The organism is Pseudarthrobacter sulfonivorans (assembly GCF_024391045.1).
In the GTDB taxonomy this organism is placed as follows: Bacteria; Actinomycetota; Actinomycetes; order Actinomycetales; family Micrococcaceae; genus Arthrobacter; species Arthrobacter sulfonivorans_B.
Map to the genome: position 1 here is coordinate 1 of NZ_JANFCZ010000043.1, position 13,687 is coordinate 13,687.

Consider the following 13,687-nt stretch of genomic DNA (forward strand, 5'->3'; position numbering starts at 1 on the left):
TCTCTCACTTAATGTGGGTCTTTACGTGACGCTCTCTCACTCTGATGAGGGAGCGTCACGGCTTTAAGTGCTTACTTGTGACGCACAGGTCGCGGTCTCTCAGTGGCTCGCGAACCCTGACGCCTCGGGATGATCAAGCCAGGCGCTGCGCAGCGCCCGTTTGATCCTCACGACTGCGCGCTGGAAATCATCAGCAGAGTCCTCCTTGCCGAAAATAAGGACCGTCCAGCCTGCTGCCTCGAAGGCCTTATCCCGTCTCCTGTCGCTGTGGATCTGCGCGTCACCAAGGTGATGACCGCCGTCGTACTGGATTGCGATGCGGCGACGACGGTAGCCGAGATCGGCCGACGGCGACCGGGCGTCTCCTGCGCGCAACGCCACCTGGAGTTCGGGCTCGGGCAGCCCTGCATCCATGATTGCCAGCCGAAGCAGCGACTCGGGGGCCGAATCCGCGCCCACCCGCATCAGATCCAAAGCTTCACGGGCCCGGATGATGCCCTGTAGATTCGGGTGGCGGCCCGCCAACGCACGCAGTCCGGCCACCGTGTCATAGGGCTGTGCCCTCCCTTCGAAATCCTCCCGCGGAATGCGGATCAGTTCATCACCCATGCTCACGAGGTCTTTGAGCGGCAGAATCCGCGCCAAATCAAGCCACGTTCGGGACCGTGTGCTCATGCGGATGCCATCAATTACTTCGATCTCGGCTTCTAGGGCCAGGACGGTATGGCCGAACACACCCTTCCGGCGGACTGACGGCAGCGAACGCGGCTTGCTGAGGTGCAACTCCGCGGAATCAGCCAGCCACGGTGGCAACAGCTGGCACCGGAGCCGGGCCGCGGTGACGTGTGAGATCCAAGCTCCGGGCGACGCGGCGGACAGCGCCCTGGCGGCGCCTTCCAGCTCAAAATCCCAGTCAGCAGGGCGGTAGAGGCCACGTCCCACGTTGATGACATCCTTGCGGCGAAGCCGGTCCGGGGTAACGCCGCAGGCCAGGGCGGAGCCGAAGGTGAACGGAGCCGCGGATAACGGTGCGGGCAGAATATCTTGCTTTCGCATGCTGGCATTGTGACCCGAAACACCATAAGGCTGCAGAAGTTATCCACAGGCTGCCGTTCGGCCGCCGGAGGTGAGAGAGGGTTCCCCGAAAACCCACGTTTAGTGAGAGAGGGTCTGTCGAAAACCCACATTAAGTGAGAGAGCGTCGCGGCGGCAGGGGTTGGGGCAGGGCTGGGGCTGGGCTGGGGGTGATCGGGTGTCAGGCTATTTGGATTGCAGCGCGGCCAGCCGGGTGGCCAGGTGCAGCGCTGCCAGCCGCCCCGTTCCGCGGGGGTCTCCGCCGCAGAGCGAAAAAATCCGTTGCAGCCGCTGATGCATGGACTGCCGCTCAAGATGCAGCTCCCGCGCGGCCTGGGCGGTATTGCAGCCTGAGTCCAGCCAGACCCGCAGGGTGTCCAGGAGGGCGGAGTGGCGCTGCTCGTCGTGGTCGAGGATGGCTCCCAGCTGCTGGCGGACGAAGTCCGTGCGACGGGCGTCGTCCAGGGAATGGGATGCGAGCCGTTCCACCGCGAATTCCTCCGCATCGAGTACGCCCCCGGACTGCATAGTCCCCCGTTTGTGAACCCCGGCGGCGGAGGCAAGTTCGAGCGTCAGCCTGGCTTCGGTCAGCGACCACGGCGCCGCGGCAATTCCGGCGGCCACGGGGCCCACTGCACTGACGCTCCCCTCCGGCAAATCAAGCTCCTGCATTCCGGCCAGGATGTCCTTCCTGTCTTCCCTGGTGCTGCCCGGGCGAAGGACGGCGAGCACCAGGAGCTCCGCGTTGTCCGCGTAGCTTGCGCTGTGCCGTCCGGCCCTGTCCAGCAGTTGTTCGACGGCGGTACGCAGCTGCCGCGAGCCCGGGGACCGGACCACGATGGCGACCAGCTGCGCTGACAGCGGTATTCCTGCCGCCGGGCCCAGCTGTTGGAGCCGCCAGCTCTGGGTGCCCGAATCGACGGCGCGGATCAGGGCCGCGCCGGCCATCTCCTTAAGCCCCGGGGGCATGCGCTGAAGCAAAGCCAATGCCAGGATGTCCACTGAGCGGTTCCCCGCGATTCTCGCCAGGTTCACGTCGGCTCCGCCCAGGGCGCGGAGCGTCAGCCGGGCCGACGGGATGCCTCGAACGGAAACGTCAACAATGACCGTCAGGGCCCGGTCCTGTTCTGCGTTGGCAGCCGGCGCAGGTGCCGCGTCGGCGTCATGCTCAGCGGGCAGGGCGCTTGCCAGCGGGGCGCCCGCATTGGTGGTCAGGACAACCTCCGCACCGGTGGCGTCGGCGAGGACGGACAGGATCCGGTCGAGGCTGCCGCCGTGGGCCAGCTCCACCGCCATGGCATGGCTTGCACGGTCGGCCTGCTGCAGGTGCGCGGCTGACTCGCTCACCAGCAGGGAGTTGACGGCTTCCATCACGCCAACAAACGGCACCCGTTTGCGGAGCTCTATCAACGGAAGCCCGGCGGCTTCAGCCGCTCCGACCATGGCGGACGGAATGGAGGGCAACGCCGTGCCCGTTTCGATGGCCAGCGCTGCCACGCCACGTTCCGCCAACTCCCAGATGTAGCCGATACGCCGCTGATCCGTCGCCGCGACCAGGGCCTGGCCGCCGGTGAGCAGCAGTTCACCGCCGCCAAGTAACGGGGCGATGTCCAGCACTTCACTGGAGTGGATCCAACGGAGCTGTGTCTGGGCCGCAATGGCCGCCGCTGCGCGGATCACCGGGTCCGCGGGGGTGAGGGTGGAATGTTTCAAAACATCCTGCAGTCGTATTGGCATGACACTCCGTCGCGTGAAAGGCATATCTTCATGACACATCATATGTGGTGATTGTGGCGTGAGCCACATAATCTGGGGTTATCCCTTTTACTCATGGAGGCTCCCCCATGCAAGACAACCTCTCCACTAAGCAGTCTGAGTCGGCAATGGTGCCGGCCGAGGACTGCGAGGCCTGGCTTCAGCCCATTCCCGAGTCCCAGCGCACGCGCAAAGTTTCCGGCCAGTTCTGGATCTGGGCCGGCGCGAACCTTGCACCGATCAACTGGGTGCTCGGCGCCCTCGGCATCCACCTCGGCCTCGGCTTCGCCGACACTGTCACTGTCCTGGTTTTGGGGAACCTGATCGGCATGCTGCTGTTCGGCTGCTTCGTCCTCCTCGGCCAGAAGACCGGCGCCACCGGCATGGTCCTGGCCCGCGCCGCCTTCGGCCGGCGCGGCAACTATCTCCCGGCAGCCATCCAGGCGCTCCTGGTGATCGGCTGGTGCGCAGTGAACACCTGGATCATCCTGGACCTGGTCATGGCCCTCTTCGGCACTCTGGGCTGGGTTGACCCCGAAGCCCACAACTACGCATGGAAGATCGGTGTGGCCACCGCCATCATGGCCGCACAGGTAGCCATCGCCTGGTTCGGCTACAAGGCCATCGCAGCGTTCGAAAAGTGGACCGTGCCGCCCACCATAATCATCCTGGCCGTCATGTCCGCAGTGGCATGGTTCGGCATGAAGATCGACTGGGGCTACGCCGGCCCGGCCGGGCAGATCCTGCAGGGCTCCGACCGCATTGCCGCCATGAGCGCCGTGATGACCGCCATCGGCATCGGCTGGGGCATCACCTGGTTCACGTACGCCGCCGACTACTCCCGGTTTGTGAGCACCGAAGTCCCCAAGCGCAAGGTCTACCTGGCATCCGTCCTGGGCCAGTTCATCCCCGTAGTCTGGCTCGGTGTCCTCGGCGCCAGCCTCGCCACCAACAGCGGCGAAATCGACCCCGGAAAACTGATCGTCCAGAACTTCGGCGTCATGGCCCTGCCCGTACTGCTGATGGTGCTGCACGGGCCCATCGCCACGAACATCCTGAACATCTACACGTTCTCAGTGGCAACCCAGGCGCTGGACATCACCATCAGCCGCCGCAAGCTGAACCTGTTCGTCGGCGTCTTCTCCCTCGCCGCCGTCGTCTTCTTCATCTTCCAGGAGGACTTCGCAGCGGTCCTGGACGCGTGGCTCATCGGGCTTGTTGCCTGGGTTGCCGCCTGGGGCGGAGTCATGCTGGTCCACTACTTCTGGCTCGAAAAGCGCCACCCGGGCAACCCTGAGCGGCTCTTCGACGCCGTCGGCACCAAGCGGCTCCCCGTGGTCAACTGGGCCGGTGTGGTGTCCCTCCTGGTGGGCATCTTCGCCACCTGGCTGTTCATGTACGGGCTTGTTCCCGCCATGCAGGGACCCATCGCGGTGGCACTGGGCGGCTGGGACCTCTCCTGGCTCGCAGGCGGCCTGGCCAGCGCCGGCTCCTACGCCCTCCTGGGCCCGGTCTACCACCGCAGGCACCTGGACTCGGCCCTGCCGGCCGAAATCGTTGCCCAGGCAACCGCCGACCTGAAGTTCGCCACCCAGCCCACCGCACCGGCCGGGCTCTGACGAAATAACCACAGACAAGGAAGCGCCCGACGGCGGCAGGAGACTGCCGCCGTCGGGCGCTTCTTTTGTGCGCCGTTCGGACTGTGCGCCGTTCAGCCTATGTGCCGTTCAGCCTGTCAGGAGACGCCCGCGGCCAGCACGCGCTTGACGTCACCCTCGTCGGGGTAGGCCGCCTGGGTACCCTTGCGGGTGGTGGCGAGCGCGGCAGCGATAGAGGCGAAGGCGGCGGCGTCAGCCAGTGACGCGCCGGCCGCCAGGCGCGCGGCCACGGCACCGGTGAACGCATCGCCAGCGCCGGTGGTGTCCACCGCGTTGACCCTGACCGGTGCGATCTGGACGAGCTGCTGCTCCGGGCCGGCCAGCGAATCCAGCACCACGGAGCCGTTCGCCCCGAGCGTGACGAGGACCCGCTGCAGCCCGCGCTCGGCAAAGCGCAGCCGGACCGTTTCCCAGTCGCCGGCGTCCCCGTCGCTGCCGGGAATCTCGGCCGAGCCCAGGAACTGCGACGCTTCGTGGGCGTTGACCAGCAGGACGTCCGTCAGGTCCGCGAGCTGCTGCGGAATCTCCGCGTACGGCGAGAGGTTCAGCACCACTGTTGCGCCGGCGTCGTGCCCTGCCTGCGCGGCGGCCAGCACCGTGTCCATGCTGACTTCCAGGCAGAGGCAGACGACGGCGGCGCCGTCGATGACATCCGCTGCCGCGGCGACGTCCGCGGGAGTCAGGGTGCCGTTGGCCCCCGCCGAGATGATGATGTTGTTCTCGCCGTCGGCATCGACAGCTATGACGGCGACGCCTGTCTCCGCCGGGGCGGTCCGGACATTCCCGACGTCCACTCCCGCACCGGAGGCTGAGGAGAGCAGCATCTGCCCGTTGGAGTCATCCCCCACGGCACCGACGAGGAGGACGTCTGCGCCCAGCCTGCTGGCGGCAACTGCCTGATTGGCGCTCTTGCCGCCCGGATTCACGGCGAAACCGTTGCCGTGCACCGTCTCGCCCGGCTGCGGCAACCGCTCGCAGTAGATGGTGAGGTCCGCATTCAGGGAGCCGACGACGACGATCCGGCCTTTGGATTCAGCCGTTGCCGCGCTCATTCGGTCACCTCAGCCTCAACCGGCTTGGGGATCAGGAGTGAGGCCGCGAAGGCAGCCACGGTGATGACCAGGCCGGTGACGACAACGCTCAGGTAGGACGCTTTCGCATCGCCGAGGGCCGAGGTAGCCACCAGCACCGCGGGCAACACCAGGAAGCTCAGGCCGGCGCCGAGGTTGAAGGCGCCCGCATTCATGCCGGGCAGGAAGCCCGGGTTTCCGGCAGGTGAGAGCACAACTCCGAGGCCGTTAAGCATGATGTTGACCGTACCGGCGTACATGATGCCGAGCAAGACCGTGCCGGCGATCATCATGGGCAGGCTGCTGAGGCCGAAGAATCCGATGATGGCCAGGGCCGCGATGCTGCCAACCATGCCGATCCGCAGGACCTTGGTGTAGCCGAAGATCGGGGCGAGCCGGCCACTGATGGGACCGACCAGCCAGCCGAGCAGGGCGTACGGGGTGAGGATGATCAGTGACATTTCGGTGGGGCCGATGCCGAATCCGGGGTCCGCGGCCTGGACGTAGGCGGGGACGATGCCGTTGATGACGGCGAAGATGCCGGTCATGGTCAGGGTGGTGGTGAGCAACGGCGCCCAGGTGGAGCGCTGGCGCAGGTGGACGGTGGCCACCATGGGCTGCTTGGCGCGTTTTTCCACGGTCCAGAACCCGGCGAATGCCGCCGCGGCAACCACCACCAGGCCGATGGACAGCATCAGCGTGCCGGAATCGAAGGCGCCCACAAGCTTGGAGCCTTCGTTGAGGGCCGTAAGAAGGGCACCCACCGCAATCACAATGAAGAACACGCCCAGCCAGTCCATGGTGGTACCGGCGGCGGGCTTGCTTTCACGGGCAAGGAAGGCGATCAGGGCGGTGGCGACGACGGCGAGGCCCACCATGAGCCAGAAAATGCTGCGGAAACCATAGTGTTCGGCGAAATAGCCGCCCACGAAGGAGTCCACGCCGGCGACGCCGCCGTTGACCGCGGTGATCAGGCCCATCAGCGTGCCGTATTTCTTCGGGCTGCTGACGGCTGAGCGGAGCATGATGAGGCAGAGCGGCACGGTGGGGCCGCTGACGCCCTGGATGATGCGGCCCACAAAGAGCCAGGTCACGTCCGGGGCCAGGGCTGCGATGACCGAACCGGCTGCCATCAGGACCATCATGCCCAGGAGGACCTTCTTGCGCCCGATGATGTCGCTCAGGCGGGGCAGGAAGAGGGAGAACAGGGCGGCCGCGGTGAAGAACCAGGTCTGGGACAGGCCGATGGTGGCCTGGTCCGTGTTGAGCTCCTTGCCCATGGTGACCAGGGCGGGGCTGAGCATGGACGCGTTGAGCTGGAAGGCGACGCAGGCGGCGAGCAGGGCCACCATGAGGGCGGTGATGTTGCCGCCCTTTGTGATTGTGGGAGAGGTGCTCATGCGTTGGACCCTGCCGTTGCCTCGAGGCCTGCGGGTTCGCCGATCCGGACCAGCGCATCGGTGACGAGGTCCCAGAACCGTTTGTGGTCCAGCTCCACGGCCACGGAGGTGTGGCAGTCCGCGGGTGCGGGGGCACGGAAGTCGGCCACGGTCATCCCGAGCGTCAGCTTGCCCTGCAGTTCGATGTCCACGGGAACCTTGCGGGTGCTGACGATGCTGGGATCGATGACGTAGGCCACGGCGCAGGGATCGTGGACGGGCGGGTAGTCGAAGCCTTGGGCGTCCTTGTAGGTCTTGGTGAAGAACTCCATGAGTTCCAGTACGAACTTGGCCGGTCCGGTGCCCACGGCGGCGATGTTCTCCACCACCTCCGGGGTGGCCAGGGCCTGGTGGGTGAGGTCCAGGCCCACCATCACCACGGGCCACTTCTCGTTGAACACGATGTGCGCGGCTTCGGGATCGATGATGATATTGAATTCGGCCACGGCGCTCCAGTTGCCCACGTGGTAGCCGCCGCCCATCAGGACAACTTCCTTCACGCGTTCCACAATGCGCGGTTCCTTGCGGGCAGCGAGCGCGATGTTGGTGAGGCCGCCGGTGGGGACCAGGGTGACCGTGCCCGGTTCGTGCGCCATGACGGTGTCGATGATGAGGTCGACGGCGTGGCGGGGGTCCAGTTCGATGGCGGACTCGGGCTGGGCGGGGCCGTCCATGCCGGTTTCACCGTGGATGTCCGGGGCGTTTTCGATGGTGCGGACCAGCGGGCGGGCGCAGCCGGCGGCGAAGGGAACCCCGGTGATGCCGGCGATGGTCCCGACGGACAGGGCGTTTTTGGTGACCTTTTCGAGGGTCTGGTTGCCCACCACCGTGGTGACGGCCAGCAGCTCGATATTCGGGTTCCCGTGGGCAAGAAGCATGGCGACGGCGTCATCGTGCCCGGGGTCGCAATCGAGGATGATCTTCCTCGGGGCGGGTTTCGTTGTGTCAGATTCCACTTTAAATTCTCCACGTCATTGGGGCCTGCACGAGCAGCGGGCGCGCACTTAATACTGCGATCATGACACCACCACAGGCATTGCGTCAAGCGCTTAACGTTGCCGCACGTCAAGCGCTTGACTAACTCCGGTCCAGGCGTGCTGAGCGGACCGGTACGCTGCCTGCGCTCCCGGCCTACTACGATCGGAGAATGGAATCCGTGGAACAGCAGCAGCGGCAGCCCCTGCGGTCGCGGCGGATCACGGCAGCGATGGTCGCGGCCCGCGCGGGCGTCTCGACGGCGACAGTGTCCCTGGTGGCCAACGGCAAGACCGCCGGCCGCGTGTCGGAAGAGAACATCCGCCGGGTTCAGGACGCGATTTCCGAGCTCGGTTACGTGGTGGACAGCGTGGGCAGCTCACTGGCCAAAGGCGTCAGCTCGATCGTCATCCTGGTGGCCCCCGACATCTCCAACCCGTTTTTCGCCAAGGTGATCGCCGGCGTGCGCAAGTCGCTCGGCGCCGATTACCAGCTGCTGCTCTCCGTCACCGACGCGGGCGAGTTTCCGCAGGCGGACGACGTCCGGAAGCTGATGGCCCTGCGGCCTGCAGGGCTGCTGGTTGATGCCCCGAATGCCGGGTTCCTGGAGGACCTTGGCGTGGCCGGGCCGCTGGTGCTGCTCGACGCTCCGGGGCTGGAGGCCTATGCGCCGTCCGTGAATCTGGACGTAGCTCACGGCGCCCGGGAACTGGCGGCCCATCTGGCAGCCGCAGGGCACCGGAAGGTGGCCTACGTGGACAGCGTCACCGGGACGGCAACGTTCGCCCTTCGCCGCGAGGCTTTCCTCGCCGAGGCCGCGAACCACGGGATGACCGTGGATTCCGATCACATCATCAGCACCACTATCGACGTCGGCGCGGCAGCGCGTGCCTTCGCCGCTGCATGGCCGCGGTGGCAGCGCAAGGGGGTCACCGCCGTCGTCTGCTGTACCGATACGCATGCCTACGGCGTGCTGCAGGAAGCACGCGTGGCGGGTGTGCAGATCCCGGGACAGCTGGCCATCGCGGGCTTCGACGACCTGCCGTACTCCGCCACCAGCAATCCCAGCCTGACCAGCGTGCACCTGCCCGCCACCCCCCTGGGACTGAAGGCCGGCGAGCAGCTGCGCCGCCTGATGGAAGGCCGCGAGCTCGAGCAGCCCCAGCTGACGCTCGAAAGCTCCCTGGTGGTCCGCAACTCCACGTCCCCCTGACCCCTCCCCCTGACCCCTCCCGTCATCGACCCTCTCTCACTCCCCGCAGGTTTTCGGACGACCCTCTCTCACTTAACGCAGGTTCCGGGACGACGCTCGCTCACTTTCCCGAAGAAAGTGAGAGAGCGTTGCCGGTTTTCCTGCAGGAACTGCGAGAGCGTCCTGGCGGGAGGGTGTCGTAGGGCCGCCGTAAGCTGGGAACATGCCGAGTAACTGGGACAGCCTGGACGTCAGCCTCCGCGAATCCGTGCAGGAGAACGTGGAGCTCTACGAGCGCGTCCGCCCGGCCCTGAAGCTGGTCACCCGTGATGTCCTGCTCATCCTGCGCCGCATGCTCAAGGACAGCGAGGTGACACCGCTGTTCGTCACCGGGCGCACCAAGACGGTGGAGTCGTTCCGCGAGAAGATTTCCCGCATCGAGGAGCCGCTTGAGCCGGGCGGCCCTCCGGTGCTGAAGTTCCCGGACCCGTTCCGCACCCTCAACGACATGGTGGGTGTCCGGGTGATCACCAAACTGCCTGCCGAAAACGCACTCGTGGCCAACATCATCAAACGCCAGCGCCAGGTATTTGATTGCCGCGGGGACCGGGAGAAGGACATCGGTTCCATCGAATCCGGAACCTATGGCTACTCCAGCCGCCACCTCATCCTGCGCACCATCCAGAACGAGGCCGTCAAGGAGTACCAGCACGTCTTTAATCCGGACATCCCGCCCAACGGCAGTTACTTCTTCGAATGCCAGATCCGGACGGTCTTCGCACACGCCTGGAGCGAAATTGAGCACGACATCCGCTTCAAGGCCGAGGATCCCCGCGCCTGGACACCGCATTTCGACCGCCAGTTCACCGCCACCGCGGCCATGCTGGAAACCGTGGAGGGCGCTTTCGCGGACCTGCACGAACGGTATGAGGAGGTCCGCAGCTACTGGGACATGGAGGGCGAGGGCGCGGCGCCGCTCACCCCCAACCGGATCCGCGACGTATGGCGCACCCTGCTCCCGCATGTGGACCGCAAGGTGGACGACGATTGGGGCTGGGCGGCGGAACTGATGGCCGCCCACGGCCTGAACCAGACCGTCCAACTGGCCGGCCTGCTCAGCGCCCAACGCATCACCGAGGTCCGCAAGGCCCTGGACCACCGCTACTCCCCCGGCCCGGACCGCCTGCTCGATGACCTCCTGCTCTGGCAGTACGGCACCAAACATATCGACCTCACCGCGGAAGCGCCCGACGCCGTCCCGCACCCGCGGCGCGACAGCCTCCTGCGGCGGCTGAAGCAGATTGAACGCTACCGCCACACCAAATCCAGCTGACCTTTTCAGGCCGTAAAGATGAGGCGGTCCCGTGGCGCAAATTATTGGGCACCGCGGACAGTCAACTACCCTTGACTCGTAGGGGCGGCTGTTATAAACGGACCCCCGAAGCTTCCGGTTCCCGCCCCGCGGCACGATCCGGCGCCCGTTTTGCCCCTCTCTGACAAGGATTCCGCCATTTCCACGGACGCATTCTTCGCCTCACTCACCCGGATCCGCAACGTCATCCTGCCGGCGTCCGTACGGTCGTGGCTGAACACTTCCCGCGGGCTGCTCACCGGATTCATCCTGGTGCACCTCGGTTTCCTGATCTTCGGTGCCCTGCTGTCCCTCCGGGGTGAGGCGTTCAGCGATACCTTCATCTACCGTGACTGGGCTGCTGCCGGGTTCAATGACGCGAACCTCACCGGCGGACCCAGCCCCTGGGTGTACCCCATCCTGGCGCTGATCCCCATGGCGATCGCCGGGCTGGCCGGACCCGGACCGTTCTTCTTCCTCTGGGTACTGATGACCACGCTCCTCAACGGCTGGGGCCTGGCCAAGCTGACGGACCGCGGCCGCAACCAGGACGCAATTCCCGCGGGTTGGTGGTGGCTGATCTTCACGCTCCTGATGGGCTGGCTGGGCTTCGCACGCGTGGACGGCCTCACGGCTCCGATCGTCCTGGTCGCACTGGCCTACGGCGTGGGCCGGCCGTTCATCACCTCGGTGATCCTGGCCGCGGCCACGTGGGTCAAAGTCTGGCCGGCCGCGGTGATGCTTGCCCTCTTCGCCGTCGTGAAGAACCGGCTGCTGGTGGCACTGGCCGGCGTGGCAACGTCGGCCGTGGTGGTGGGCCTGGCAGCCGCCATAGGCAGCGTGCCCAAGCTGCTGAACTTCCTCACCCAGCAAGGTGACCGGGGCATGCAGTTGGAGGCCACCTTCACCACGCCCTGGCTGTGGCTGTCCGTGCTGAACATCGGCGACTCCCGGATGTACATGAACACCGATATCAACTCGATGCAGGTGGACGGCCCCGGCACCGCCGTCATGTCCGTGCTGATGCAGCCGTTGCTGATTCTGGCGGCCCTCCTCGTGGCCGGCCTGACCTTCTGGGCACTGCACAACGGCAAGATCAACGGCGGGGCCGACGGCGGCGTGGACCGCACCGAACTGCTTCTCGCCGGAGCCCTCACCCTGACCAGCGCCTTTGTGGTCTTCAACAAGGTGGGCTCGCCCCAGTTCATGGTCTGGCTGGCTCCCGCCGTGGCCGTGGGCCTGGCGCACAGCTGGCGTGAATGGCGGGTGCCCGCAGCCATGCTGATTGCCATCGCCGTGGCCACATTCTTCATCTACCCGCTGTTCTACGACGCCCTCAGCCACAACAACCCGCTGATGGCCGGCGTGCTGACCATCCGCAACGTGCTCCTGGTGGTCCTGTTCCTGTGGTCCGTCCGGCGGCTGTACTCGCTGGGCAAGAAGACTCCCGCGTCCGTTCCCGCGCTCAAGGAGTCCTGAGATTTCCACGACGTTCTTCGACCGGCTGGTCAGTGTCCGCAGCAAACTCCTGCCCGCCCCGGTGGTGGGCTGGTTCGCCCGCCCGTCCAGTGTCTGGTGGGGTTTTGCGGTCATCCACCTGTACTTCCTGGGCTGGATGGCGTCGTTCTTCCTGAACGGCGACACCTTCAGCGACACCGAGCAGTACCGTCAGTGGGCCATGGACGGCTACAACCCGGCCAGCCTGGACGGCAAGATTAGCCCCTGGGTATATCCGGTGCTGGCACAACTCCCGATCTTCCTCGCGAACATCGCCGGGACCAGTCTCTACCTGCTCTGCTGGTTCCTGATCATCACGGCCCTCAACGCCGTCGGCCTGGTGTTCCTGACCCGGGGGCCCCGGAAGGTGCGGGGCATTGCCCCGGCCTGGTGGTGGCTGTTTTTCACCGTCTTCATGGGGTACCTCAGCTTCGCCCGCGTGGAGGGCATCACTGCCCCCATAGTGCTGATAGCCCTGCTCTACGCGGCCGAACGCCCGGTGGTGGCGGGCGTCCTGCTGAGCGTCGCCACGTGGATCAAAGTGTGGCCGGCGGCCGTCCTCGTGCCGATTGTCATTGCCAGCCGGAAGCGGATCCAAGTCCTGGCCTCAGGCGTCGCAGTCACCGCGGTGGTGGGCCTGGGCACATACCTTTCCGGCGGCCTCCCGCACATCATGGACTTCCTCACCAACCAGGGCGAGCGGGGCATGCAGCTCGAGGCCACGTTCTCCACGCCGTGGGTGTGGCTGAGTGTGTTCCACATTGCCGGCTCGAAGATGGCGGACAACACGGCCATCAACTCCACTGAGGTTTACGGGCCGGGCGCGTCCGTGGCCGCCTTCCTGATGCAGCCGCTGCTGATCGTCGCCGCAGTGGTGGCGGCCATCCTCCTGGTCCGGGCGTTGAAGCGCGGCGCCGAGCGGGAGGAGCTCTTCCTCGAAGGCGCACTGATGATGGTCACGGCATTCATCGTGTTCAACAAAGTGGGTTCGCCGCAGTTCATCATCTGGCTCGCGCCGGTGATCGTTGCGGGCCTGACCCACGACTGGGACCGCTGGAAGGTCCCCGCCGCCCTGCTGATGGGCATTGCCATCACCACCTTCGTGATCTACCCGCTGTTCTACACCCCGCTCATCCACGCCCACCCGGTCATGGCAGCCATCCTCACCACCCGCAACGTGCTCCTCGTGGTGCTGCTGTGGTGGTCGGTGAAGCGGACAGCTGAGCTCGGACGGAAACCGACGGCGGTCCGGCAGGCCTACCCAAACAGGTAGTTCTAACCATCCCGAAATAGCGTTCCGCCCCTCTGTAAAAGACTGGACGATGGATGTCAGGACCCCAAGTCCCCACCCATCGCAGTTCCTACAGAAAGTAAACGCCATCATGAAGCTTCAAGTTGCCATCGACCTCCTGACCACCGAAGCCGCCCTGGAACTCGCGGGTCAGGTTGCCGAATTCGTGGACATCATCGAGCTCGGTACCCCGCTGATCAAGGCCGAAGGCCTCTCCGTCATCACCGCGGTCAAGAACGCCCACCCGGACAAGGTCGTCTTCGCTGACCTGAAGACCATGGACGCCGGCGAGCTCGAAGCCGACATCGCCTTCAAGGCCGGCGCTGACCTGGTCACCGTCCTCGGCGCAGCCGATGACTCCACCATCGCCGGCGCCGTGAAGGCC

Annotated in this window: 11 protein-coding genes; 6 read left to right on the plus strand and 5 right to left on the minus strand. The window is 65.9% G+C overall.

The window, feature by feature from the left end; translation table 11 throughout:
- Positions 1 to 99: 99 nt before the first annotated feature.
- Positions 100 to 1,056 (minus strand): DUF559 domain-containing protein, encoded by a 957-nt coding sequence (locus tag NQJ30_RS18565; protein WP_255771746.1) that lies wholly within the window; start codon positions 1,054 to 1,056, stop codon positions 100 to 102.
- 204 nt (positions 1,057 to 1,260) lie between these two features.
- Positions 1,261 to 2,811: a helix-turn-helix domain-containing protein gene (locus NQJ30_RS18570; RefSeq protein ID WP_255771747.1), complete on the minus strand. Its 1,551-nt coding sequence runs from the start codon at positions 2,809 to 2,811 to the stop codon at positions 1,261 to 1,263.
- 107 nt (positions 2,812 to 2,918) lie between these two features.
- Here NQJ30_RS18570 and NQJ30_RS18575 point away from each other — a divergent pair, with 107 nt between their 5' ends.
- Complete coding sequence (locus NQJ30_RS18575) at positions 2,919 to 4,448, plus strand: purine-cytosine permease family protein (RefSeq protein ID WP_255771748.1); 1,530 nt, start codon at positions 2,919 to 2,921, stop codon at positions 4,446 to 4,448.
- A gap of 116 nt (positions 4,449 to 4,564) precedes the next feature.
- Here NQJ30_RS18575 and NQJ30_RS18580 read toward each other — a convergent pair whose 3' ends face one another.
- The 3 genes from NQJ30_RS18580 to uriH are packed head-to-tail and all read right to left on the minus strand — an operon-like array spanning position 4,565 to position 7,952.
- The gene (locus NQJ30_RS18580; protein WP_255771749.1) at positions 4,565 to 5,539 is read right to left on the minus strand and encodes a ribokinase; all 975 of its coding nucleotides are present in this window, start codon (positions 5,537 to 5,539) and stop codon (positions 4,565 to 4,567) included.
- The gene (gene uriT, locus NQJ30_RS18585; RefSeq protein ID WP_255771750.1) at positions 5,536 to 6,957 is read right to left on the minus strand and encodes a uridine transporter UriT; all 1,422 of its coding nucleotides are present in this window, start codon (positions 6,955 to 6,957) and stop codon (positions 5,536 to 5,538) included. Before uriT ends, NQJ30_RS18580 begins: the two co-directional genes overlap by 4 nt.
- Positions 6,954 to 7,952: a uridine-preferring nucleoside hydrolase UriH gene (uriH, locus tag NQJ30_RS18590; RefSeq protein WP_255771752.1), complete on the minus strand. Its 999-nt coding sequence runs from the start codon at positions 7,950 to 7,952 to the stop codon at positions 6,954 to 6,956. The genes uriT and uriH overlap by 4 nt, the downstream gene beginning before the upstream one ends.
- Before the next feature lie 191 nt (positions 7,953 to 8,143).
- On the opposite strand from uriH, the gene NQJ30_RS18595 reads away from it, so the two are divergent.
- The 5 genes from NQJ30_RS18595 to NQJ30_RS18615 all read left to right on the plus strand — a co-directional run.
- A complete protein-coding gene (locus NQJ30_RS18595) occupies positions 8,144 to 9,184 on the plus strand; it encodes a LacI family DNA-binding transcriptional regulator (RefSeq protein ID WP_255771753.1) in 1,041 nt (346 codons plus the stop codon).
- Between the two features lie 202 nt (positions 9,185 to 9,386).
- On the plus strand, positions 9,387 to 10,496 hold the full coding sequence (locus NQJ30_RS18600; RefSeq protein WP_255771755.1) for a GTP pyrophosphokinase: 1,110 nt from the start codon (positions 9,387 to 9,389) through the stop codon (positions 10,494 to 10,496).
- A gap of 150 nt (positions 10,497 to 10,646) precedes the next feature.
- The gene (locus NQJ30_RS18605; RefSeq protein WP_255771757.1) at positions 10,647 to 11,993 is read left to right on the plus strand and encodes a glycosyltransferase family 87 protein; all 1,347 of its coding nucleotides are present in this window, start codon (positions 10,647 to 10,649) and stop codon (positions 11,991 to 11,993) included.
- 61 nt (positions 11,994 to 12,054) lie between these two features.
- Positions 12,055 to 13,284, plus strand: a complete 1,230-nt coding sequence (locus NQJ30_RS18610) for a glycosyltransferase 87 family protein (RefSeq protein ID WP_255771759.1) — start codon at positions 12,055 to 12,057, stop codon at positions 13,282 to 13,284.
- Between the two features lie 109 nt (positions 13,285 to 13,393).
- The coding region (locus NQJ30_RS18615; RefSeq protein ID WP_255771761.1) for an orotidine 5'-phosphate decarboxylase / HUMPS family protein at positions 13,394 to 13,687 on the plus strand (294 nt) is incomplete at its 3' end.